This is a genomic window from Streptomyces sp. NPDC102514, from assembly GCF_055584525.1.
In genome coordinates this window covers 133,199-156,888 of sequence record NZ_JBVJLW010000003.1, presented here as the reverse complement: position 1 = coordinate 156,888, position 23,690 = coordinate 133,199, and the positions used below count along the sequence as shown (strand labels likewise).

At 68.7% G+C, this 23,690-nt stretch carries 21 protein-coding genes and 1 pseudogene; 15 read left to right on the top strand and 7 right to left on the bottom strand.

Annotation, left to right across the window (positions count from 1 at the left end):
* Window positions 1-64: 64 nt before the first annotated feature.
* Window positions 65-337 (top strand): hypothetical protein, encoded by a 273-nt coding sequence (locus ACZ60E_RS08885; protein ID WP_469439119.1) that lies wholly within the window; start codon window positions 65-67, stop codon window positions 335-337.
* Between the two features lie 151 nt (window positions 338-488).
* Window positions 489-1,181 (top strand): M24 family metallopeptidase, encoded by a 693-nt coding sequence (locus ACZ60E_RS08880; protein ID WP_469439118.1) that lies wholly within the window; start codon window positions 489-491, stop codon window positions 1,179-1,181.
* A gap of 150 nt (window positions 1,182-1,331) precedes the next feature.
* Here the strand turns inward: ACZ60E_RS08880 and ACZ60E_RS08875 are convergent, their stop codons facing one another.
* A complete protein-coding gene (locus ACZ60E_RS08875) occupies window positions 1,332-2,009 on the bottom strand; it encodes a TetR/AcrR family transcriptional regulator (RefSeq protein WP_469439117.1) in 678 nt (225 codons plus the stop codon).
* Between the two features lie 109 nt (window positions 2,010-2,118).
* Here ACZ60E_RS08875 and ACZ60E_RS08870 point away from each other — a divergent pair, with 109 nt between their 5' ends.
* The 4 genes from ACZ60E_RS08870 (at window position 2,119) to ACZ60E_RS08855 (ending at window position 4,982) form a co-directional block, all read left to right on the top strand.
* Window positions 2,119-3,093: an SDR family NAD(P)-dependent oxidoreductase gene (locus ACZ60E_RS08870; protein WP_469439116.1), complete on the top strand. Its 975-nt coding sequence runs from the start codon at window positions 2,119-2,121 to the stop codon at window positions 3,091-3,093.
* Window positions 3,094-3,127: 34 nt separating this feature from the next.
* Window positions 3,128-3,934, top strand: a complete 807-nt coding sequence (locus tag ACZ60E_RS08865) for a hypothetical protein (RefSeq protein ID WP_384815785.1) — start codon at window positions 3,128-3,130, stop codon at window positions 3,932-3,934.
* Between the two features lie 342 nt (window positions 3,935-4,276).
* On the top strand, window positions 4,277-4,744 hold the full coding sequence (locus ACZ60E_RS08860; RefSeq protein WP_469439115.1) for a class F sortase: 468 nt from the start codon (window positions 4,277-4,279) through the stop codon (window positions 4,742-4,744).
* Between the two features lie 70 nt (window positions 4,745-4,814).
* Complete coding sequence (locus tag ACZ60E_RS08855) at window positions 4,815-4,982, top strand: hypothetical protein (RefSeq protein WP_469439114.1); 168 nt, start codon at window positions 4,815-4,817, stop codon at window positions 4,980-4,982.
* Here ACZ60E_RS08855 and ACZ60E_RS08850 read toward each other — a convergent pair.
* Window positions 4,946-7,102: pseudogene (locus tag ACZ60E_RS08850) on the bottom strand (xanthine dehydrogenase family protein molybdopterin-binding subunit); the annotation flags it as partial. The gene ACZ60E_RS08855 and the pseudogene ACZ60E_RS08850 overlap by 37 nt on opposite strands.
* A gap of 45 nt (window positions 7,103-7,147) precedes the next feature.
* On the opposite strand from ACZ60E_RS08850, the gene ACZ60E_RS08845 reads away from it, so the two are divergent.
* From ACZ60E_RS08845 to ACZ60E_RS08820, 6 genes are all read left to right on the top strand, one after another.
* Window positions 7,148-8,470 (top strand): hypothetical protein, encoded by a 1,323-nt coding sequence (locus ACZ60E_RS08845; RefSeq protein ID WP_469439113.1) that lies wholly within the window; start codon window positions 7,148-7,150, stop codon window positions 8,468-8,470.
* Window positions 8,471-8,619: 149 nt separating this feature from the next.
* Window positions 8,620-9,780 (top strand): NAD-dependent formate dehydrogenase, encoded by a 1,161-nt coding sequence (locus ACZ60E_RS08840; protein WP_469439112.1) that lies wholly within the window; start codon window positions 8,620-8,622, stop codon window positions 9,778-9,780.
* Between the two features lie 156 nt (window positions 9,781-9,936).
* Window positions 9,937-10,383 carry a cyanase gene (cynS, locus tag ACZ60E_RS08835; protein WP_453790943.1) on the top strand — a complete coding sequence of 149 codons (447 nt, stop codon included), beginning with the start codon at window positions 9,937-9,939 and terminating at the stop codon, window positions 10,381-10,383.
* Window positions 10,384-10,434: 51 nt separating this feature from the next.
* The gene (locus tag ACZ60E_RS08830; RefSeq protein ID WP_469439111.1) at window positions 10,435-10,698 is read left to right on the top strand and encodes a hypothetical protein; all 264 of its coding nucleotides are present in this window, start codon (window positions 10,435-10,437) and stop codon (window positions 10,696-10,698) included.
* Window positions 10,699-10,876: 178 nt separating this feature from the next.
* Window positions 10,877-11,404: a hypothetical protein gene (locus ACZ60E_RS08825; RefSeq protein WP_469439110.1), complete on the top strand. Its 528-nt coding sequence runs from the start codon at window positions 10,877-10,879 to the stop codon at window positions 11,402-11,404.
* Between the two features lie 82 nt (window positions 11,405-11,486).
* Window positions 11,487-13,658 (top strand): TerD family protein, encoded by a 2,172-nt coding sequence (locus tag ACZ60E_RS08820; protein ID WP_469439109.1) that lies wholly within the window; start codon window positions 11,487-11,489, stop codon window positions 13,656-13,658.
* A gap of 319 nt (window positions 13,659-13,977) precedes the next feature.
* On the opposite strand, the gene ACZ60E_RS08815 is transcribed toward ACZ60E_RS08820, so the two are convergent.
* Window positions 13,978-14,877: an alpha/beta fold hydrolase gene (locus ACZ60E_RS08815; RefSeq protein WP_469439108.1), complete on the bottom strand. Its 900-nt coding sequence runs from the start codon at window positions 14,875-14,877 to the stop codon at window positions 13,978-13,980.
* A 57-nt stretch (window positions 14,878-14,934) separates the two neighbouring features.
* Between ACZ60E_RS08815 and ACZ60E_RS08810 the strand changes: the two genes are divergently transcribed.
* Entirely contained in the window at window positions 14,935-15,531 is a 597-nt protein-coding gene (locus ACZ60E_RS08810; RefSeq protein WP_469439107.1) for a TetR/AcrR family transcriptional regulator, read from the top strand.
* Between the two features lie 190 nt (window positions 15,532-15,721).
* On the opposite strand, the gene ACZ60E_RS08805 is transcribed toward ACZ60E_RS08810, so the two are convergent.
* From ACZ60E_RS08805 to ACZ60E_RS08795, 3 genes are all read right to left on the bottom strand, one after another.
* Entirely contained in the window at window positions 15,722-17,011 is a 1,290-nt protein-coding gene (locus ACZ60E_RS08805; RefSeq protein WP_469439106.1) for an FAD-dependent monooxygenase, read from the bottom strand.
* A gap of 295 nt (window positions 17,012-17,306) precedes the next feature.
* On the bottom strand, window positions 17,307-17,948 hold the full coding sequence (gene thpR / locus ACZ60E_RS08800) for an RNA 2',3'-cyclic phosphodiesterase (RefSeq protein WP_469439105.1): 642 nt from the start codon (window positions 17,946-17,948) through the stop codon (window positions 17,307-17,309).
* 261 nt (window positions 17,949-18,209) lie between these two features.
* Window positions 18,210-18,548 carry a hypothetical protein gene (locus tag ACZ60E_RS08795; protein WP_469439104.1) on the bottom strand — a complete coding sequence of 113 codons (339 nt, stop codon included), beginning with the start codon at window positions 18,546-18,548 and terminating at the stop codon, window positions 18,210-18,212.
* Between the two features lie 562 nt (window positions 18,549-19,110).
* On the opposite strand from ACZ60E_RS08795, the gene ACZ60E_RS08790 reads away from it, so the two are divergent.
* Together ACZ60E_RS08790 and ACZ60E_RS08785 are read left to right on the top strand one after the other, a co-directional pair.
* The gene (locus ACZ60E_RS08790; protein WP_469439648.1) at window positions 19,111-20,028 is read left to right on the top strand and encodes an endo-beta-N-acetylglucosaminidase H; all 918 of its coding nucleotides are present in this window, start codon (window positions 19,111-19,113) and stop codon (window positions 20,026-20,028) included.
* 171 nt (window positions 20,029-20,199) lie between these two features.
* Window positions 20,200-22,068: a leucine-rich repeat domain-containing protein gene (locus tag ACZ60E_RS08785; RefSeq protein WP_469439103.1), complete on the top strand. Its 1,869-nt coding sequence runs from the start codon at window positions 20,200-20,202 to the stop codon at window positions 22,066-22,068.
* Window positions 22,069-22,232: 164 nt separating this feature from the next.
* Here ACZ60E_RS08785 and ACZ60E_RS08780 read toward each other — a convergent pair whose 3' ends face one another.
* Window positions 22,233-23,690 carry a glycoside hydrolase family 43 protein gene (locus ACZ60E_RS08780; RefSeq protein ID WP_469439102.1) on the bottom strand — a complete coding sequence of 486 codons (1,458 nt, stop codon included), beginning with the start codon at window positions 23,688-23,690 and terminating at the stop codon, window positions 22,233-22,235.

Here is a 23,690-nt window from a genome sequence, read left to right as displayed (position 1 = left end):
CTGGGCCCGTTGCTGCCACCGGCTGGCGTACGCACTCGGCGGCGAGGTCACCGACGTCCACCCCGTGTCGGACCACCCCGCCGGGTCACTGGCCGACCCCGTCCTCACCGCGCCGCATGACACCGAGGTGATCGTGGTGACCGGCTCCACCTCGGTCGGCGCCACCGACCAACTGCGACGGCTGCTGACAGAGCAGGGCGCACGCTGGGTGGTGGACGCGGTCGCCTGCCGCCCCGGCCACCCCCAGCTGCTCGTCCTGCGCGGCGCGGCGCTCGCCGCCGTACCGCACGGACTGGTAGCCCAACACCCGGTGCCACTGATCCTGTTGACGCTGTGAGAAGAGGCGCATGCCGTTCGACGGCTCTGGCCGCGTCGCCCCCGTCCGGTGATGTCGCCCCCCGTCCGGTGATGGTGATGCCGCCGTGTGGGGCGATCTGCCCGTGAACTCCGGTTGCCGAAGATCGTTACCGGCCTCTACGGTCAGCCCCATGGCGGATGACGAACCCACGCGCGCGGCGCGCCTGCTCGATGCCCAGGCGAAAGCCGTCCAGCTTTTCGCGGAGATGGAGGAGCGCGGGCTGATCGCGCCGGGACGGGGGGAGCGGGAGGTCAGCGACCAAGTCCGGGATCTCGCGAACGAGCTGTTCGGCACGACCCGGCACTGGCACAAGCGGATCGTGCGCTCCGGGCCGAACACACTGAAGCCTTACCGGGAGAACCCGCCGGACCGGCTGATCGGCGAGGACGACATCGTGTTCGCCGACTTCGGTCCCATCTTCGAGGAGTACGAGGCCGACTTCGGGCGGACCTTCGTCCTGGGCGACGATCCGGTCAAGCACCGTCTGCGCGACGACCTTTCGGAGGTGTTCGCAGCGGGCAGACGGTTCTTCGAGAGCGCCCCGGACATCACGGGCCAGCAGTTGTACGCCGAGGTCGAACGGCTCGCCGCCGCTTCCGGGTGGGAACTGGGCGGTTGGCACGCCGGGCATCTGGTCGGCGCGTTCCCGCACGAGAAGATCGACGGCGCTGAGACGGAGTCCTACATCACCGCTGCCAACGGCACTGCGCTGCGGCGACCCGACAAGACCGGACGGCGTAGCCACTGGATCCTTGAAGTTCATCTCGTCGACCAAGAGCGGCAGTTCGGCGGCTTCTTCGAGGAACTGCTCACCCTGGGCTGAGCTTGTCCGTGCGCGCTGGTACGGCCAGGCCCGTCGGGGATGACGCGCCTGGCCGCTCGCGTCGCCGGTAATCCGTAGGTCGCTGTCTGAAGGATTGGTCGTCTGAGGTATTGGTCCCGGAAGCCGCGACAGCCCGCAGCCTTCCGGTTTTCAGCCTGCTTGCGGATTGCGGGGGAGCACGCCCAGGAGCGTTGCGGTCAGGGCCAGCTTCAAGGAGTCCTTCAGCTCCAAGTGGAAGCGGGCCAGGTCGGGTTCGGCCTCGTAGGCTGCCTGGAGGCTGGGTGGGGGAGTGCTGTAGGCCGACAGCGCCCCGGCCAGCACCATGGTCTGCAGACTGAACAGCGTCGCGGTCTCGCCCAGCTCGGGCAGGTACTTCTGGATCAGGGCGGTCATGGTGGTCAGGCGGTCCAGGGAGGCGCGCTTGTAGCGTGCCACGACCTCGACGGAGACATTGCGTTCCAGGACGGTGCCCTGTGCGCCGAAGAGGTCGCACAGCACCACGCGGCCGGAGAGCGAACCGCCGAGTATCTCGGCCACCGCCGTCGCCCGCTCGGCCATCGGCAGATCTTCGTCGACGCCGGCGGCCAACTCGCCCGCCAGTTCCGTCAGCCACTCCTGCAGGAAGTGGTCCAGCAGTTCCAGCAGCACCGCCTCGCGGGACTCGAAGTAGCGCAGCACGTTCGGCTTCGCCAGGCCCACCCGGCGGCTCAGCTCGTTCAGGGTGACCGCGGCCACGGGCATCTCGTCGAGCATCGCCGACGCCATGGCGAGGATCGCCCGTCGGCGGATCTCCCGCTGCTCTTCGGTTCGCGCCCGCTGGAAAGTCACGATCACCAGCCTAACTTAAGTACCTGCGGTATGTTGACGACGTACCGAGAGTACTTTAACGTCGTCGGCACAAGATACCTTCGGTACGTTAGCGAGTCAGGGGTCAGACATGAGCGACAAGTGGACGACGGCGAACATTCCGGACCAGCGCGGGCGGGTGGCGGTGGTGACCGGTGCCAACACCGGACTGGGGTACGAGACCGCCAAGGCGCTCGCGGAGCGCGGGGCGTCCGTCGTGCTCGCCGTGCGCAACACCGAGAAGGGCGAGCAGGCCGCGGTCCGCATGACCGGCGACGTGACCGTGCAGGCGCTCGACCTGACCTCGCTCGACTCCGTCCGGACCGCGGCGGCGGCGCTGCGGTCCCGGCTCGACCGGATCGACCTGCTGATCAACAACGCCGGCGTGATGTACACGCCGAAGCAGACCACCCGCGACGGCTTCGAGATGCAGTTCGGCACCAATCACCTCGGCCACTTCGCGCTCACCGGGCTGCTGCTGGACCTGATGCTGCCGGTGCCCGGCTCGCGCGTGGTGATGGTCAGCAGTACCGGCCACCGCATCAGGGCCGCGATCCACTTCGACGACCTGCAGTGGGAGCGCACGTACAGCCGGGTCGGCGCCTACGGCCAGTCCAAGCTGGCCAACCTGATGTTCACGTACGAGCTGCAGCGCCGGCTCGCCGGGCACGGCACCACCGTCGCGGTGGCCGCGCACCCCGGCCTGTCCAGCACCGAACTCGCCCGCAACACCCCCGCGGCCCTGCGGCTCCCGCTCACCTGGCTCGCGCCGCTGATCACCCAGACTCCTGCGATGGGTGCGCTGCCGACCCTGCGCGCCGCCACCGACCCCGCCGCGTTCGGCGGCCAGTACTACGGCCCCGGCGGACGCAACGAGGTCAAGGGCCACCCCCGGTTGGTCACCTCCAGCCCGGAGTCGTACGAGGCTGCTGTCCAGCGGCGCCTGTGGGCCGTATCCGAAGACCTCACCGGGGTGACGTTCCCCGACCTTCAGCCCGCACCAATCCCGGGCGGAAGTGGCTTCGGATCAAAGAGTGACAGCAATCGCTCGCGGTCTGATGACTGACGGTCACCAGGCTGTCCGGAAGGGATGTTCCTTCATGACGCACACGCGTATTCGACAGCTGACCACGTTCCTGGCGGTACCCGCCGCCCTCACCCTCGCAGCGGCCACCCCGGCGTTCGCCCACGACGGTCATGGTTCGCAGACGGAGGGCCACAGCTATCAGGTCGACCTCAAGCAGTTGAACGACAGTGGGGCGAACGGAACGGCCATGCTCCAGCTGGACGGCACCAAGCTGACCGTCAAGATCGAAGCGTCCGGCCTGGTCCCGGGCCAGCCCCACGCCCAGCACATACATGGCTCCACCAAGGGGCACGACTTCCACTGCCCGGATGCCAGTGCCGACAAGAACGGCGACGGAATCGTCACCACGGCCGAAGGGCTCCCCGCCTACGGCGACATCAACATCTCCCTGACCACCAAGGGTGACACGTCCAAGGACAGCGGCCTGGCCGTGGACCGGATGCCGGCCGCCGACAAGGACGGCAAGCTGTCCTACGAGCGCACGATCACCGTCTCGCAGCAGGTCGCCGACCACATCAAGGACCTGCACGTCGTCCAGCACGGCATCGACCCGAACAACAACGGCAAGTACGACTTCGGCAAGGGCAAGAGCGAACTGGACCCCAAGCTCCCCCAGGAGGCCACAGCCCCCGCCGACTGCGGCATGCTCCAGGGCGCGTCCGTCGGATCCATGCCGTCCGGCGGGGTCGAGACCGGCTCCGGAAGCACTCAGGGCGTCGAGTCGCCCGCTGTGATGGCCGCCGGTGGTGCCGCGGTCCTGAGCGCCGGAGTCCTGTTCGCCGTGCGCCGGCGGGCGCTGAGCGGTCGCCGCGAGGGATGACACCCATCGGCAGCGAAGCCGTCAGGCACCGAACGGAAGGAGACCGCGGTGAGCAGGCCCGAGGACGGTCCCGACACCACACCGAGCTCTGACGAACCTGCCCACGGCTCCCCGCAGGCCCCGGTACACCGGGGCCTGCGGGGAGCCGTGCTGATCGCGGCCACGGCCCTGCTGGTGGTGGGCGGATCACTGCTGGCTCTGGGCGCGGTACGTCAAGAACCCGCACCACCTGCCGTGTCCGAGCCCTCGTCAGCCCCATCCTCCTCTTCACCTTCTTCACCGTCTTCGGCGTCTTCCGCGTCGGGACAGCGGGCCCCGCGGTCCGACGAGGCGACGAACCGGGTGGCTCCGCTGTCCAGTTCCCCGCCCGTGCGGGTGAAGATCCCCGGGATCAAGGTGTCGTCCGCCCTGGAACGCCTCGGGCTGGACGAGAAGAACGTCATGGAGACACCACGAGACCCGGCGAAAGCAGGCTGGTACACGCCCGGCCCCACCCCCGGCGCTCAGGGGCCCGCCGTCATCGCAGGTCATGTCACCTGGAACGGCAGCCGTGCCGTCTTCTTCGACCTCGCCACCCTCGTACGCGGCGACTCCATCGACGTCGCCCGACAGGACGGCACCACCGCACACTTCGCGGTCGACCGCGTGGCTCAGTACCCCAAGAACAAGTTCCCGACCATCGACGTCTACCGCAACATCGACCATGCGGGACTGCGCCTCATCACCTGCGGCGGCACGTACTCCAAGGCCCGTAATCACTACGCGGACAACATCGTCGTCTACGCACACCTGACGGGCCACACACCATGAGTACGCGCTGAGGCGTCGGGCAGGCGCAGGAGCGCGTGGTGCATGGCTTCGGGCTTCGGTCGGGTATGTCATGAAGGTGATCGAACCGAAGCTGCGGTCCGGCGCCCTGATCTACAACGAGAACCAGGACCGCGAGTTTCTCGACCACGTCCAGACTCCCGGCAGCGGCTACCTCAACCTGCCGCTGCTGAGCGGTTCCGCCTACAAGCCGCAGGGCGAACTGTCCATGCGCTGCTGACCACCACCTTTCTCGTCGAGGGCGAGCCACACCCGGTCCCGGGTGAGGGGGAGTTCCGTGAAGCGGATGCCGGTCGCGTCGCGCAGGGCGTTCGCGAAGGCGGGGGCGATCGGGTTGAAGGGGCTCTCGCTCATCGACTTGGCGCCGAGCGGGCCGATGGCGTCGGTGGTTTCCATGAAGTGGACCTCGGTGCGGGGGATGTCGGCGTACTGGGGGAGTCGGTAGCGGCGGAACGCGGCCGTCTCCACGGCGCCGTGCTCGTCGACGCGGACGTGTTCGAAGAGGGTCGCGCCCAGTGCCTGGGCGACGCCGCCCTCGACCTGGCCGTGGCACTGCATCGGGTTCATGACCTTGCCCGCGTCGGCCGCGTGCACGCTGCGCAGGATGCGGATCTCGCCGGTGCCGGGGTCGACGGCGAGACGAACCACTGGGCGTTGAAGGCGACCGAGCGGGGCGTGCCGCCGAAGTGCCCGTCGGCGGCGAAGGTGACCCCGACCGCCTGCGCGGACACGTACAACTCCTTGAGCGGGAGGCGTCCGCCGGGGTGCAGCACCGCTTCCTCGGCGAGCCGGCAGTCGGCGCGGGGGATGCGCAGATGGGCGGCGGTGAAGTCGAGGAGCAGGTCGGCGAGGGCGCGGGCGGCGCGCAGGGTGGCCTTGCCCGCGACGACGACGCCGGTGGAGGCGAAGGCGCCGGTGTCGTGCTCGACGACATCGGTGTCGGACTGGCGGACGGTGATCCGGTCGACAGTGGTGGCGAGTTCACCGGCCGCGATCTGGCGGTGCACGGTGGTCGTGCCGTTGCCGAACTCCGCGGTGCCGGCGGCCAGATCGAAGGAGCCGTCGGGCAGAAGAGCGGCCTTGGCGTCGGCGATGTGGCCGCCGGGCGGCCCGGTCGCGATCATCGCGAGGGCGGCGCCCTCTCCGACGAGCCAACCCGCCGGGACGGGTTCGGACACGGGCTGGCGCCGGGCGCGGCGCACGATGCCGACGCGCTGGTCGAGGCCGTAGCCGGCGATGTGCAGGTCCTCTTCCTCGCCACCCGCCGTGATCATGGGATCGCCGGGTCCGATGACGTTCCTTGCCCTGAAATCCAGGGAATCCAGGCCGAGTCGGCGGGCGAGTTCGTCGAGAGCCGACTCCATGGCGAACATGACCTGACCGAGGCCGTAGCCGCGGAAGGCACCGGCCGGGACGGTGTGCGTGTAGACGGAGTAGGCGTCGACCTTCTTGTGCGGGGCGCGGTAGACGGCCATGGACTCGCCGACACTGTGGAACATCACCGCCGGACCGTGATTGCCGTACGCGCCCGTGTTCGCCACCACCCGCAGCTGAAGCGCGGTCAGTCTGCCGTCGCGGCGGGCTCCCGCCTTCACATGGATGGTGAACGGGTGCCGGGTGGTGGCCCCGTAGAACTGCTCGGCGCGCGTGTACTCCAGCTTCACCGGCCGGCGCAGCCGCAGCACCGCGAGGGCCACAATGTCCTCGACGAGGATCTCCTGCTTGCCGCCGAAGCCCCCGCCGACACGTCCCGCGACGACCCGTACCCGCTCGTGGGGCAGGTCGTAGAGGGCGCACAGGGCCCGCCGGGTGAGGTACGGCGTCCGTGAACTCGTACGCACATTCAGCCGGCCGTCCTCGTCGAACCACGCCACCGCGCCGTGCGTCTCCAGGCCGGCATGCTGGACCCGCTGGGTGCGGAAGGTCCCCTCGTACACGGCGTCGGCCTCGGCGAAGCCCGCTTCGACATCGCCGATCTCGCCGTGCGCCTCCCCGACGACGTTGTCCCGCGGGCGGGCGATACGTGCCGTCGTCGCGTCCTTGTCGTGCACGACGGGTGCGCCCCGGCCGCATCGCCTCCTCCGGATCGACGACCGCGGGCAGCACCTCGTACGTCACCTCGCTGCGCCGACAGCCCTCCTCGGCGGCGGCCTCACTGCCGGCCACGACGGCGGCGACGGCGGCGACGGCGGCGACGCGCTGGCCGATGTGGCGGACGGTGTCGTCGAGGACACGGTTGTCGTCCGGATCCTCCGCCGGGTGTTCGTGACGGGCGGTCGAGAAATGCCGGTCGGGCGCGTCATGGTGGGTGAACACGGCGTGCACGCCCGGGGCGCACAGGTCCCCGACGACCTGATCGAGGCCTGCGTACGGCATCGTCTGCCGGTGGCGGCCGTCCCGGCCCAGGTCATGTTCCGGGCCGTCATCGACAAGGTGTACCTCCAGCAGTGGGGCGAGCTGAGCCGACACCACGCACTGCCCGCCAGCGCCCGAGCCCGGCTGAGCCGCCTCGTAGCGCAGGACGCCGGCCCGGATGCGGTCCTCGCCGCTGCCTTCGCCCACCTCGGACCGGGTGCAGTCGCGTACGTCCTCACCGCCACCGGCCGCACGGTCGCGGCGACCGGTGGCGCACCCGCCCTCCCCGCTCCCGAAGCCACCGCACTCCTGGCGGACGGCACCGGCGCCACGGTGCCGATCGCCGACGCCGCCGCGACCCCGTACGAACGCCGGCACCTCTACGTGCCCGACCCGGACGCCGCGCCCCCACGCATGCTGCACGAGGTGGCCGCGATCCTGGGCCGCTGCCAGGAAGCACAGGCCCGCCGCCGGGCCGCCGCCCACCGGAGGGCGGCCGAACTCGGCGCGCTGCTCGCCCGCCCCGACGCGGAGAGCACCGCGGTGGCGGCTGCCCTGCAAGCCTGCGGACTGCCTCCCGGCGAGGGCCCGTACCGTGTGATCACCGCTGAAACGGGTGCCTGGGGTGAAGGACCGGTGGATGGTGCGCTGGAGGAAGGTGCACTTACGGAAGGTGCACTTACGGAAGGTGCGTTGGCGGAAGGTGCGCTGTCGGAGGCCGTGGCTCATCTGGCCGGGCCGGGACCTGCCGCGGTGGGCCGACTGCCGGAGCGCACGGCATTCGCGGTCGTCCCCGGATCCGTCACCCTCGACGGAGTCTGGGCCCTTGTCGCCGCGTGCGAGCCCTCCATACCCCTGCACGGCGGCACCGGGGCACCGGCCGCAGGGCCACGGGACCTGGCCGGAGCACTCACCAGAGCCCGTTACGGCCTGGCGTCGGCGCAGAGCGCGTCCCCCGATGCCTCGCTCCTCACCGACGCCACCACCCTCACCACGCTCAACACGCTCCTGACCGGTGTGCCCGCCGAGGTCCGCAACGCCTGCAGCCGTACCGTTCTCGGTCCCCTCCTCGACACCACGAACGCCTCCGCGGCCCCGCACCGCGGAAGTGATGCACCTGCACGTCAACACCGTCCACTACCGCATCCAACGCGTCGAACACTTCACCCACCGCGACCTGTCCGGCCTCACCGACCGCCTCGACCTGTGGACCGCGCTGCTGTGCCACCAGCCCGCTGCCGGGGCTGTCGCGCGCCCACGTTCGTAGGCTTCACGGGCCGCGACCGGTCGACGGCTCCCGGTCGCGTCTCCCTCGGCGACCTTCGCTCGGCAGCCCTCGAACGGCATGGGTGAATTGCTGTGGACGTACGACGTACCTCACCGGTGACGACCGCTGATAGCCGTCGGCTATACGGACATAGCGAGAATCGCTTTGACCAGGGCAATCGACTGCGTGGATCGTGAACTGCACCCGCAGTCAACGCAGTTGAGGAGCCGTGATCATGGCGAAGGTGCTCTGTGTGCTGTACGACGACCCGACCGACGGATACCCGACCACGTACGCCCGTGACGACCTCCCCGCGATCGACCAGTACCCGGGCGGTCAGACCACGCCCACTCCCGAGGCCGTCGACTTCACGCCGGGCCACCTCCTCGGCAGCGTCTCCGGCGAGCTGGGCCTGCGCCGCTTCCTGGAGAAGGCGGGTCACACGCTCGTCGTCACGTCCGACAAGGAGGGCGACGGCTCGGTCTTCGACCGGGAGCTGCCCGACACGGATGTGGTGATCTCTCAGCCGTTCTGGCCGGCGTATCTGACCCCGGAGCGCATCGCGGCGGCACCGAACCTCAAGCTCGCCATCACGGCCGGGATCGGCTCGGACCATGTCGACCTGGACGCGGCCATCGCGCACGGCGTGACGGTCGCCGAGGTGACGTACTGCAACAGCATCAGCGTCGCCGAGCACGTGGTGATGATGACGCTGTCCCTGGTCCGCAACTACCTGCCGTCGCATCAGGTGGTGCTCGACGGCGGCTGGAACATCGCGGACTGCGTGGCCCGCTCCTACGACCTGGAGGGCATGCACGTCGGCACAGTCGCCGCCGGTCGCATCGGCCTGGCAGTCCTGCGCCGCCTGGCCCCCTTCGACGTACAGCTGCACTACACCGACCGCCACCGCCTCCCCGAGGCGGTCGAACGCGAACTGGGCCTGACCTTCCACGAGAGCGCCGCCGACATGGTCCCGCACTGCGACGTCGTCACCATCAACGCACCGCTCCACCCGGAGACCGAAGGACTCTTCGGCGACGAACTGCTGGGCCGGATGAAGCGCGGCGCGTACCTCATCAACACGGCACGCGCGAAGATCGCCGACCGGGACGCGATCGACCGCGCCCTGCGCAGTGGTCGGCTGGCGGGCTATGCGGGTGATGTCTGGTACCCGCAGCCCGCCCCCGCCGACCACCCCTGGCGCACCATGCCGCACCACGGCATGACCCCGCACATCTCCGGCTCCTCTCTCTCGGCCCAGGCCCGCTATGCGGCGGGCACCCGCGAGATCCTGGAATCCTGGCTCGCGGGCCGCCCGATCCGCGACGAGTACCTGATCGTGGACGGCGGCGCACTGGCGGGCACGGGCGCCCACTCGTACTCGGTCACCAAGTGACGGACCGTTCGGACCGCGTGGGCCGGGGGTGATGGGTGGAGGCCGCTGTCGAGCTGCTTTCAGGCGGGGCTGATGTGCATGTTCGTCGACTTCGCCCGGGCGGTGGCCTCCGCTCTGAAATCGCGGCCAGAACCGTCCTCGTCGAGGGAGACGCAGATGCTCAGCAAGCAGGAAGCGGCCGACGCCGTACGCCAGGCCAAGGTGACGACCGGGGTGACGTGGGCCCAACTGGCAGAAGCGGTCGGGAGGCCGCCGGCCTGGACCACGGCGGCCTTGCTCGGCCAGCACCCGATGAGCAAGGACGAGGCCGCAACGGCGGCGGCCCTGCTCGAACTCGGCGAGGACGCCGCCCTCGCCTTCCAGCTCCAGCCGACCAGGGGAGCGCTGGACGCCGCCGTCCCCGTGGACCCCACGATCTACCGCCTCTACGAGATCGTCCAGGTCTACGGCCCGACCATCAAGGAACTGATCCACGAGCAATGCGGTGACGGCATCATGAGCGCGATCAACTTCCGACTCGACGTCCGGCGGGTCCCCGACCCCGCGGGCGACCGGGTGGTCATCACCCTCGACGGAAAGTACCTGCCGTACCAGTGGGAGTGAGCCCTGTACGGGGTTAAGAGTCTTTACCAATCACCGGATGCTGCCCTGCTCTTGAACTGGCTCATCGCAGGGAAAGGGCGAGGCAGGCCGGTCGAATCGGTCCTTGAGCTGATCAGTGATGCGCTGCTTGAACTCAGACAAACGATCGTCACCGAGCAGGCCGGACGGGCTCTTCACGGTGACCTGAACGCCATCTCCATCATTGCGGCCCTTGGTCAGGTGTGCGGCATGGACGTGTCCACGGAGGTTTTGAACCACCTACTGACCGAGCAGACACCCTCCGCTGACACCTGGGGAGACTTGCCGACGCCCTGACCGGACAACCTTTGACCGAGTCACTCAGTAGATGGGCCCTGGCATCTCCGGACCCCGAGATTCGCGACATCGGTGCCGGAATCGCGGACCTTCCGGATGAGACAAGGAGAACGGAGCATCGGGCGCCGTAGGGTCGGACAGTGGTCTGACGGCACCCGCAAGGACGAAGAGCCCACTCGTGCCGCCTATGTACGGAGGAGGGTCAGACACCACGGGAACCATCCTCAAAGGCCTGCAACGAATCCACTGGGGTGATCTGGGCGCTGCCGGGGGAGCAACAGCTCGTGACATCCCGGCTCTGCTGTCCAAGGCCGCGTGGGCCGACGAACAAACCGCACGCCTTGCCGTGGACGAACTCGGCTCCCTCATCTGTGAACTCGGTTTCGTCGTTCACGAGGCGACTGCGTCCACGATTCCCTTCCTCATCGAACTGGCCGGTGCCCCTCACGTCACGTGCAGGGCCGAGGTGCTTGAACTTCTACTCAGCGCCTTCAACGGGCGGCAATGGAGCGCCGCAGCCCAAGCGGCCCCTGCCAAATACAGCGGCAACTACCGGGATCAGGTCGGCTGGGAAGCTGAAACGCAGCACGCCGTACGTGCCGGGCAGGCCGTGTACAGGGGGCTCGTCACCGCGGCGGATCCGCAGGTCGCAGTGGTCGCCGCCAAGCTTGTGCGGGCCGTGGGGGAGTTGGCGGCGCAACCGTGACGGTCCGTCCGTTCAGGTGCGCGGACACCTCCGCGTGAAAACTCCTGTGCGTATGTTCGTACGTCTCTGCGATCATCCCTGAATGGCGCACGATTTCGACGCACTGGTCATTCGGCACACTCACCGTCTTTCTTCTCCTCGGGGCTCCGCCGGTCAAGGGGCCGTCGTGGCGCGGCAGTTCGACGCGGCGCTGACATCGGCGGGCTTCAAGCTGTCCGCCCAGCTGCTGGAGCGGTTGTCGGGGCTGTCCGAGGCCGCCGTTCTGCATACCGCCAGGCGGACCCTGCGGACGGTGAGCGAAATGGTGGGCGACCATGTCCGGCACAACTCGTATTTCATCGACTTCCCGGCGAACGTGCCCGACACCGAAGAATTCTGGATGCGGTGCGTGACGAAGGCGCTCGCCGACGAGACGTCGCGCGAGAGCGTGCTGACGCAGTTGACGCACGGGGTGCTGGATCTGCTCAGCCTTCCGGCCTACGGCCGTTACCAGCACACCTACGAGGAGATGCTCGCCGCGCAGGACGAGCTGATCGCCTCGGCGCGGGACCGGGTGACCGTCCTGCACCTCGGCCGGGACCTCGACGACGAACTCACAGCCCTGTACCTGGCTTTGGCCGGCTCCACGACCCCCTTGGGTGAGGAGTATCTGCTCGACCTCAAGGCCCTCGCCGGGCGGTGCGCGCTCGGCCCGCAGCCCGAGGCGATCCCGGTCCGGGAGAACCGGGCGGTCGTCAACGCCGCCCGTCTCGCCGTGGGTGCGGACCTCCTGCTGGACACCGTCACCGACGTACTCCGGCTGGCCTGCGCACTGTCGGGCGGCGACATGACACTGCAGGAACCGACCCGGTTCCGTACCCTGTCGCGTCCGGCCCGCCGCGCGCTGCTCGCGGGCCTCGACGCCGTCATCGCGGCGAACCCCGCCAAGCTGGCCGACGTACACGCCCACCGGGAGCCGTTCAAGCGGCTCGGTGAGCGTCTGCACCCGCACGAGTACCCGCGCTGGCCGCACGCCGCCGACGTGTTCGCGGTGGCGCGGGGCGAGAAGTCGGCGCGGTCCTTCGACAGCCGTGTCGAGAAGCGGCTCGACGAGTTCGACGTCCCCGGTGCGGTGCGGCTGCTGCAGTCCGCTCCCGGCAAGCTGTTCCGCTCCCTGGACCTCCTGCTGCGTACCGCCGCCGACCAGGGGGAGCGGGATGCGGTGGTGGCAGCTGCGGTACGGGTCGCCCCCGAGGTCTCCGGCCGGGTCGTGCTCTCCGTCCGCGAGCACTTCCACAACCGGGAACGGGAGGCCGGCGAAGCCCGCATCTTCATCAACCGCCGCGGCCGTGGCTGGGTGACCCCTGACGCCCGGCCGCCCGTCCCCGCCGCCCACCGCGACCGTCTGATCAGCGCGCTGGACGCCGAAATGCGCCGCAGGCTCCCGGCACCACGCCGACTGCTGCTCGATCCCGACGTCCTCGACGTGGCGCTCCCGCTCAGCGGCAGGGCGGCCGCGGCAGGGCTCGGTGTCCTGCCGCGCGGTTCACTTTCCACGGTCGACGGCGAACAGCTGCGGTTCTTCGTGTACTGGAAGGAGACCGGGAAACGGACCGATTACGACCTCTCGGCGCTGCTCCTCAACGCCGACTACAGCACTGACACCTGGCTCTCCTACACATCGCTCACGGCTGCCGGAGCTGAGCACTCGGGCGATATCACCGAAGCGCCCGAGGGAGCCTCGGAATTCATCAACGTGTCATTGGGCCGGATACGCAGCACGTTCGTCGTTCCACAGGTCAACATCTACGCCGGTGAGGGCTTCGAGGAAGTCGCCGAGTCGTTCTTCGGCTTCATGCTGCGAGACGGTGAGCAGCAGGGTCGGCCGTTCGAGCCGCGCACGGTGCGAATGAAGTCGGAGCTTCGCGGAGTGGGCCGAGTGGCGCTGCCGCTGGTCTTCCGTAGGGAGGACGACGGCCGGTGGCGTGCGAAGTGGCTGCACCTGTACCTGAAGGGCATCTCGTCGGCCAACCGCGTCGAGGAGAACCAGGTGTCGGTGGCCAAGGTGGTACGCGCCCTCGTGGAGCGTGAACAGTTGACGGTGAGTTACCTGGTGGACCTGATGTCCGGCGACTCCACGGTGGTGGACCTGTGGGACGGCGGGCCGGTCCCGGACGAGCCCGTGCTCTACATCGGTCTCGAACGTCCCGAGGGTCTGCACCCGGACTCCGAGGTCATCACCCTCGAAAATCTGCGCGACGTGATCCCGGGCTGAGTGCTAGCGTTCATCTCGGTGAGGCCATGAAGGGGCTTCCTTCTCAACTTCCTGCAATGAACTAAGTTCTTTCGCTTTCCTCACCGTCGAATTGCTTCGGGCGGTGCCCGCGTTCACCACGCGGGCACCGCCCGAATCGTTTTCGGAGCTGCTCCACACAGACGCAGGCATAGGCATAGGCACGGGCATAGGTGCGGCCAAAGGGTGCGATGCCTCCGGCGGGTCGACCGGTGGAGGAGGGCGAAGGCCTGCTCCACGGCGGAGCGGAGTGTACGAAGCCCCGCCTATGTGCGTGCAGTTGAGCCGGATGGCGTGTCCGCTATCGGTCGGTCACGAGGAAGTCCTCCAGGGCCTCGACGAGCCGTGCCGGCTGCTCCTCGGCCGGGTAATGGCCGCAGTCGTCGAGGACGACACTCGTGACGTCGTCGGCCGCCAGCCGCATCGTCTGGGCGGCATTCTCGCCGCTCCACAGCGCGCCGCCGACGCCGAGCACCGGCAGCGTCAGCCGGGTCTTGGCGCGCCGCTCGTTCTGCGCGATCGTCTCGTCCAGCGCCCGGTAGTACGCGAAGCTCGCCCGCAGCGCGCGGGGGTCCGCGGTGATCGCGTCGACGTAGACATCGACGGCGTACGCGGGGATCGCGGTCGGTGTGGCGGCCTTGGTGGCGAACTGCCAGCCGAAGAAGAGCTGTTCGCGTCCCCGGACCAGTTCCTCGTTGAGGTCGGTGAGCCGGTTGAAGCCGAACTGCCAGAGCCTGAGGTTGACCGCGGCCGGGCCGAAGAACGGCGGGGACGGCGTGAGACCGGGGATCACCGCTTCGAGGATGGCGAGTCGGCCCACCCGCTCGGGGTGATCAGAGGCGAGGGCGTATCCGGTCCACGTACCGATGTCGTGGCCGACCACGTCGAACCGGTCGTGCCCGAGGGCGGCCATCAACGCGACCAGGTCGGCGGCCAGTGTGCCGGCGTCGTACCCGTCGTCGGGCTTGTCGGAGAGCCCGGCCCCGCGCGAGTCGACGGCGACGACGGTGTGCTCACGGGCGAGCGCGGGCATGACCTCCCGCCAGGCGTACCAGGTCTGGGGCCACCCGCCGATCAGCAGCAGCGCCGGGCCGTGCCCACCGGTGACCGCGTGCAGCCGTAGTCCGTTCACCTCCACGAACTGGCTCGTGAAGACGTCGAGGAACCCGTCGGGCAGCCGCAGCGAACTCAAGCTTGTCATGCGGGAGACCTTACGCATCTTTGAACGATCGATACAAGATGTGTAGGCTGACGGACCATGGCAGGCCGTAAGCAATTCGACGTGGACGAGGCACTACGACGCGCGATGCACGTCTTCTGGCGCTGGGGCTATTCGGAGGCCTCGATCGACCGCCTGACCGAGGGCACGGGCCTGGGGCGGGGATCGCTCTACGGCACCTTCGGCGACAAGAGCGCGCTCTTCCGCAAAAGCCTCCTGCGGTACGCGCAGGCCTACCAGCCGTTGTACGAGCGGGCGCTGTCCGGCCCCCACGCGAGCCCGAGTGACGTTGTGGCCGCCTTCCTGCAGGTCGCCCTGAACCGCATCGCTGACCCGACGGTCCCGGACGGCTGCCTGCTCACGGTGTCGGCAACGCAGTTCCCGGCGCTCGACGTGGAGGGCCGGGCGTTGGTCCGCGCCGCGATCGACGGTTTGCGGGCGAGGCTGGAGGAGGCGTTGTCGGCGGCGGGGGCCGGTGAGGAGTCGGCGGCGGAGTTGGCATTGTGCACGCTGGCGACGAACGGGTCCCTGGCCGTGCTGAGTCGCGCCGGCTACTCGGGCGAGGACCTGGCAATCGTCGCGACAGCGGCCGCTGAGAATGCCAAGGCTCTGCCGAACCGATCGCAGGGTGGTTGATCGGTGCGGTCCACTGGGAGGTGCGACGTGATGAAGCGCAGCATCCGGGCATCCGTTTGCCACTGCGGCCTGCGGCCTGCGGCCTGCGGCCTGCGACCCAGGACACCAGCCATCTCGACCACCTCCTGCAGCGGTGGCCAGCACCACTGGTAGGGGACTGACAGGCCCGGCAGTGGTCCCTCTCGACTCGTTATGCGAGGGCGGATGGGGTGATCGGTGTTTCCGCCGGGGCTGCGGAGTCCGGCACTCCCGCGTAGTCGGGCAGTTCGACGCCGTTGATCGCGCGCCCGACCAGCTCGGTGAACCACTCGCCGGTGAAGTCCGGGAGCGGTTCGGCGTCCGGTCCGGGGATGTCGCGGCTGCGGGCGTTCAACCTGCCGATCTCCTGGTTCGCCTCGACGTACGAGCGCATCAGCGCCTCGTAGCGGGGGAACCCGGAGGCGGGGTCCCATCCGGCAGCGGCCAGCTCTCCGGCCAGCACGTAGGCGCCGACCAGTGCCAGCCCGGTGCCCTGCCCGGACATCGGCGACGAGCTGAACGCCGCGTCCCCGAGCAGCACCACCCGTCCACTCGACCAGCGGTCCATCACCACCTGGGCCACCTGGTCGAGGTAGAAGTCCGGAGTGTCGTCCAGGTGCGCGAGGATGTCCGGGGTCAACCAGCCCAGGCCCGTCATCCGCTCCCGCAGCAGGGCCTTCTGCGCTGCGACGTCACGGTGGTCGACGTCGAAGTCGGCCGAAGCGAAGTAGAACATGGCCATCGCCCGGGTGGCGTCCTGGATGGGCCGCAGCAGGGCGGAGCGCCCGGACTCCTGATCCTGGTACTCCAGCAGCCAGCGGTCCAGCCCGAACTCGTTGGGCACGCTGCAGAAGGCCAGCACCTGCCCGAGGTGGCGGAGGAACCGCTCATGCGGCCCGAAGACCATCGCCCGCAGCTCCGAGTGCAGCCCGTCTGCCCCGACCACCAAGTCGAAGCGCCGCCGGTCGCCGCCCGCGAAGACCACGTCGACTCCCTCCGCGTCCTGGGCGAGCCCGGCGATGCGGTCGCCGAAGATGTACTCGACGCCGTCGCGGGTGTCGTCGTAGAGCACCTGGGACAGGTCCCCGCGCAGGATCTCGATGTCCGCGATGAACCCGTCGCCACCGTCGTCCTCGGCACGGAAGGTCTCCAGCACCCGCCCGTCCGCGTCCACGGTGTGCGCGCCGGCGGTGTCGGTGCACGCTGCGCGCACCGCCGCGTCCAACCCCATGCGCGCGATGACCTCCTTGGCGATCCCGCGCGCGTCCACCGCCTGCCCGCCGGGACGCAGCCCGGGAGCCCGCTCCACCACGGTCACCTCGGCCCCACGCCGGCGCAGCCAGTGGGCCAGCGCGGGGCCCGCGATGCTCGCCCCCGCCACCAACACCCTGGGACCACTCACCCGCGCCCTCTGCCCGTCCGTCCGGATCGCGTGCCCCTGGTCGGAGTCGTCGACGCTCATCACAGCCTCCATCTGCTTCCTCCCGCGCTGGAACGTCCCCAGCGCAGGCCCACCGCTTTCGGTGTGTCCAGCCGTATCGACCGCGGATCCGCACGGAACTCATCGGTCACCGCAGACATTGATGAGAAACATCGACTTCGATGAGACTCAGGCCGACGACTTCCTTGCCTCGTTCTTCGCGAACCACGCGGGCGCGTCCTCGTACGGTCGCCGCGCATATACGACGCGGCGCGCGCGGCGCAGTGCTGTGCTGGGATGTGCTGAGATGTCTCGCCAACGGTCGGGGGTGAGCTGATCACCAAGTGCCGCCGGAAGCCGTTCGGCCCCGCTTCAATTCAGATGCGTGCGGATCCTCTGAAGTGACGGCCAGAGTCCATGCGTCGATGTCCTGATAGCGCCGAGGGCCCGGGTGGCCGTTCACCGTGCTGCCGACCAGGTGGAGACGTTCGGTCTGCCAGGGGCATCCGGTGAAGCCGTCGAGGCAGCTGGCCGCCGCTGTAACGGACGTGATGTCGTAGCGGCGAGCGCGGGCCAGCGTCAGGTGGGGACGCAGCGGACGTTCGGCGAAGGCGACGCCGCAGTCCTTGATCCGCGCCCGTACTGCTTCGGCCAGCTCGTGCAGCTGGTCGATGTCGCCCTTGATGCCACTCCACAGCACGCGCTCGTCGAAGTGTCCGCCACCGAGCAGGGCCAGTTCGAGAGGAGGGCGGGCAGCCGCCAGGTCGGCGAGGGGCGAGCGAAGCCGCTGGACTGTCTGCACCGGGAGCTCGCCCAGGAAGGCCAGGGTGATGTGCCAGTCCTCGATACGGTTCCAGCGCAGGCCGGGGTAGGCGGCATAGGCCGGGCTCAGCGCGTGCGCCAGCTCGTTCTTCGCGTCGTCGGGCGGGGCGAGGGCGACAAACGCGTGCTGGGTGGCGGTGTGGGGCGGTTCGGTCACGGATGCCTTCTTACCTCATGCGTCCGCGCGGCCGAAGACTGACTGCCCGCAGCGCGGACGTCCGTTGCGCATCCCTGGTAGCCGTCCCCATCACTGACATGGCGATCGAAGTCGCCGACGCTTGTTCCGCTTACAGACAGTCCCACCCGGTCGCCGCGCTCCGCAGGACGCTTTCCCGTCTGCCGGACTGCGATGCCTCGATCAGGTTCGAGGAACTATTCGATCAGGCGGAGCCGGGAACGGGGAGCCGGGTCGTAGGTGCTACTCGGAACGCCACCAGCCCTGTCCGGTGTGCCAGTGCCTCACCCACCGCAGGAAACCGTCGGTATGCGGTTCGGGCGGGGAATCGGCGTACGGCGTGGCGCATCCGTCACCGAGCCACCACACCTGCCCGCGTTGAGGTCCGGTCACCACCAACGTCCAGTAGTCACCCGTTCGGTCGCTGCCCAGCAGCACGGAGCCACACTGATAGACCTGATGCAACAAGGCGGAGTGCAGTGCGTGGTCGTAGTAGTCGTACTCCCACTGCCATTCCTCGTGCAGGGGGAAGGGCAGGTCCGGTGTTCGTGCGGCGGTGCCGTCGAACGGCTCCGGGCTCAACCAGCATTCCCCCTCCCATCCGGACCAACTGGCCGGCTTCACTCCCAGAGGCAGCAGCCCGCCTTCGTCAGGAGGCCCCTCATCCGTTCCGTTTGCGACCTCGGCCACGAAGGTGCGATAAGGCTCCGGCAACACCAGTGCCTGCCGGGCCTCCCAGGACCGAAGCGCCTCCCAGCCAAGAGGAGGTCGACGAACCTCGGATGGAAAAAGTTCACGCAACTGAGCCATCGCATCTTCCATGCCTTACAGGTACCACCAGCCACCGACACTGGCCTCGTATACGGGGCACAGATGGCTCTACGGCAAGTCGAACGATCGCTGACCCAGTTAGTGACGAGACAACGCTGATGGCCGAGAAGCATCACAGGAAGCGGTGTCCAAGGCGCTCGAAGAGGATGCAGACCACCGCTGAGTCGCCAAGTCCCGTTAGTAATAAGCGAGTTGCAGTGTGATGTGAGTGGAAGGTGGGAAGGAATCGCACACTGCTGTCGGGGCCCGGAGCGCTTGTTGTGCGGGTTCGGGCAGGGCGAGCGCCGGCCATGCGACAGGAGACCGATCAGTGATGCTCACCCGTGTACGGAGCAGGATGCAGGCAGCCGCGGTCGTTCTCTCGACCGTCGCGGCCCTCGCCCTCGGCTCGACCGTCACGACCCACGCCACGGCGGCCCCGGCGCTCAGGAAGGCCGGACCGACCGCGGTGGCGTACGTCGAGGTCAACAACAACAGCATGCTGAACGTCGGCAAGTACACCCTCGCCAACGGCGGCGGCAACGTCTTCGACGTGGCCGTGATCTTCGCGGCGAACATCAACTACGACACGAGCACGAAGACGGCACAGCTGTATTTCAACGCGAACGTGCAGCGCGTCCTCGACAACGCCGCCACCCAGATACGGCCGCTGCAGCAGAAGGGCATCAAGGTCGTCCTGTCGGTGCTGGGCAACCATCAGGGGGCGGGCTTCGCCAACTTCCCGTCGCAGCAGACGGCATCGGCGTTCGCCAAGCAACTGTCGGACACGGTGACCAAATACGGTCTCGACGGCATCGACTTCGACGACGAGTACGCCGAGTACGGCAACAACGGCACCGGACAGCCCAACGCCAGCTCGTTCGTCCAGCTGGTGACCGCCCTCCGTACGAACATGCCGGACAAGATCATCAGCCTCTACAACATAGGCCCGGCCGCGTCCCGTTTGTCCTACGGCGGTGTCGACATCTCGTCCAAGTTCGACTACGCCTGGAACCCGTACTACGGAAGCTGGCAGGTCCCCGGCATCGGACTGCCCAAGTCGAAACTGTCGCCGGCGGCCGTCGAGATCGGCGGGACATCGCAGAGCACGGTCACCACTCTCGCCCGCCGCACCGTGAGCGAAGGGTACGGAGTCTTCCTGACGTACAACCTCAACGGCGCCGACCGCAGCGCGGACATCTCCGCGTTCACGAGGGAGTTGTACGGCAGCACCGCCGTCTACACACCGTGAGCGATTACCCACTTGGGTGTGTTGCGTTGCGCGTACAGGCCTCCCGACCCTTCCACCCTCCCGACTCTGCCGAGCCTGGGAGTGGTGGACGAGGTCGTCGTCGAACGGGTGGGCGTCGGGCTGTGAATGGTGTTCACGGGCCGTCAGGAGCGGAGTTGTAAGGTTCTGGCCATGACTTCGATCACCGGCCGCGGAAACCCGGACGAACTCGTCGTGGCCTTCTCCGACTTGCTCGACACCGCCAGTCAGACTCAGGCTCGCAAAGCGGTGCGCGAGTTGGTGGTGGTCGTCGACGACGGCGCCGCGCTGGAGCTGGCCGCCCGTTTCGCGCCGGTCGCGGACCTCGCCCTGGACACACTGCTGCGACTGTGGCCGACGGTCGGTGATCCGGACGGCTACGCCGCGGCCCTGCTCGCGCCGGCCTTCCGCCGGGAGGGCCGTACCGAGCTGACGTTGAAGCGCGTGACCTCGGTGTCGGGCCTTCGGCACCTCACCATGCTGCGCACGCTGACGCTGGACCGCTGCAAGGAGATAACCGACCTCACGGAACTCGGCGCGCTCACCGACCTGCGCCACCTCGACCTGAACGGCTGCGCGGGAGTCGAGGACCTGACCCCTCTCGGCGGACTCACCCGGCTCACCCGGCTGAGCCTGCACCGCTGCCGTCCGGTGTCCGACATCAAGCCGCTGCTGACCCTCGGCCAACTGCGCCACCTCGACCTGAGCATCACCCGGGTCACCTCGGTGATCGATTTCCCGGCGGCCTTCCCCCTGCTTGAGCACCTCAACCTGCGCGGCTGCCGGTCCTTCAAGTCCCCGGCACAGCTCTCCGGTCTGACCCGCCTCACCCACCTCGATCTCGGCTGGACGGGCGTGCGGGACCTGACCGGCCTGACGAACGTGCCCGCACTCACCTCCCTGCGCCTGGAGAGCTGCAAGCAGCTTCGTGACCTGACCGGCATCGCCGCGGCAGCCGACCTCTCCGAGCTGGTCATCGAGGATTGCACCCGTTTCCATTCCTTCCGCGGCTTCGGGCACCACCCCCGTCTGACGAAGCTGGCGGTCAAGGGCTGTCCTGAGCTGTTCGACCTGCACGGACTCTCCGCCCTGACGCACTTGACGGAGCTGCGGATCGCGGACAGCGAACGGTTCGCCTCCGTCGCGGGAGTCGGATCCCTGCCCTCGCTGGAACGGATCACCTTCGAGAACTGCCCCGCGCTGGCGGACGTCACTGAGCTGGCCGGCCTTGCCGGTGCGTTCCGGCTCGATCTGGACGGGCTGGGCCTGATCCGGGACCTCTCCCCGTTCGCCTCCCTCCCCGGCCTCCGCGGACTGGGTCTCGACAGGTGTTCCGGGCTGCTCGACCTCACCGGCCTCGACTCCCGCAGTGCCCTGGAGGAACTGGCCGTCAGCCGTACCGAAAGCCTGCGCAGCCCGGGTGACCTGGGTGACCTGCCGACCCTGCGTGAACTGGAGTTCAGCGGTCTTCCCTCGCTCACCGACCTCGGCCGTCTGGAAGGCTTGACAGCGCTCACCAAGGCCGGTGTGCGGGACTGCGCGGGGCTCAAGGACATCAGCGGACTGGCCGGTACCCCGGTCGCCGACCTGACACTCCACCGGACCCCGGGCCTCGACTCGCTCGACGTCCTGGAGACGTGCCCCGACCTGCGCGTACTGAGCGTGGACCGGATTCCGCAGCTGACCGATTTCCCCGCCCTCAGTTGGCTGACCCGGCTCTATCTCTCCCACCTGGACTGGCAGGATCTGTCGCCCCTGGCCGGTCTCACGTCGTTGCAGTCGTTGCGCATGGGCTACCTGGACGAAGTGACCGACATCAGTACGCTGGCCGACCTGCCCGACCTCAGCGAACTCCTCTTCGGCGGCCACCACGCCCTCACCGAGCTCGGACCCCTCCTCAAGATGAAGTCGTTGCGCCGGCTCAACAAGTCACTGCAGATGAACGGACAGATACTCCAGGGCCGACGTGATCCCGTCCTGGCCGAACTCGCGGCGCGCGGACTCGCGATCGACCAGCGCTGACAACCAGCGCTGTCCGCCCACGAAACCGGCAGCAGCCGCACCAGCCGCAGCCGCAGCAGCCCCGGAAGGGCTGCTGCGTGCCGGCCGATCGCATCCGTCACGATGGCCGGCCGAGCCCGCTCTGCAGAACCTGCTGTGCGAAGAGCTGCTGTGCGAAGAGCGCGTCAGTCCGTGTAGACCTCGGCGCGGTCCACGCTCACGAACGCCGCCCCGGCGGACGAGTTGCGTTCCCCGGTGACCCGTACCTGCACGGTGTGCGTGCCGTACGGCAGACGTGGGCTGAGGTACTGGAGCGTCTCGCCGGTCCGGATGGCGCCGTAGAAGTCGACGCGCTGTTCGGCGCCCCCGTCGACGCGGATGGCGGCTATGCCGTTGCCGGTGTCCTTCACGGACAGCAGCGCGATCCTGGTGCCGGTGAACGTGAACGTCGCGGTGTTGCCGGTCCCGTCGCTCCAGTGGTCGTCGCCCCAGAAGCACTGCGCGGCGCAGCCGGTGCCCGAGTTCCACGAACCCTGGTACGTCACCGTGCCGTTGCCGCTGGAACGGCCGTCGTCGTTGATCCAGTGGTTGCCTGATCCGGGGTCACCGGAGGGCAGGTTCTGCGTGGCTCCCATGGCGAGCGGAGTGCCGAGGTCGGGGCCGCCGTCGGCCCGCCAGCCGATCTTCTGGGCGCGCGTCGTTCGGTTGCTGTAGGTGAGGTCCGACGTGGTCTTGGCGTGGTAGATGATCCAGTCCTCCGTCCCGTCGGGGGAGCGGAAGAAGGCGTGGTGGCCGGGACCGAACACGCCCCTGGCGTCGTTGCGTGCGAAGACGGGCCCGCTGCGCTGCGTCCAGTTGCCGGCCACCAGCGGGTCCGCTCCGCCGGGCAGGGACATCTCCCACACCTGGTAGTCGGGCTTCCCGGTGTCGCACGTCGAGTAGGTCATCCAGGTACGGCCGTTGCGATACAGGAACTCGGGGCCCTCACGGACCTCCGGGCAGCCGCCCGCCCCGTTCAGCGCGACGGCGTTGCCCGAGACGGTGTACGGGTTCGACATGGGCGCGATGTTCAGCCCGTTGTGCTGGTACGCGTTGATGCCGCTGTAGGCGAGATAGAGCCGGCCGTTGTGCTGGAGGATCCCGGGGTCGATGGCGAAGTCGTTCGTGTGGTTGGGCGGGGTCAGCTTCGCCTTGAAGTGGTAGGGCCCCGCAGGGTCGTCGCCGGCCGACTCCAGGACGTAGAGCCGGTGGTGGTCGTCCACTCCGTCGTCGGCCGTGTAGTACATGTACCAGCGGCTGTCGAAGCGGTAGAACTCGGCTGCCCAGATGTGCTGGTTGCGCGAGGTGTCGGTGTCCGTCCACACGGTGATCGGTTCGGCGTCGAGCAGGGTTCCCAGCGAGGGGGAACGCCACATCTTGATGCTGCCGCCCTGTGTGGTGGTGAGGTGGTACGCCCCGTTCGCGTACGTCATGAACGGGTCGGGCCCCGTGTTCAGCGGATTGCGGAAGGTTCCCGAGGCTGCCGCGCTCGCACTCGCCGCCGCAGTCGGTGATGTCGTGGCGGGGGCCTGCGGAGCGCAGATCAGGCCGATCAGCAGGGCGAACAGGGCGGTTGCCAAAGAGGTGATGGGCCGGGCACGCAT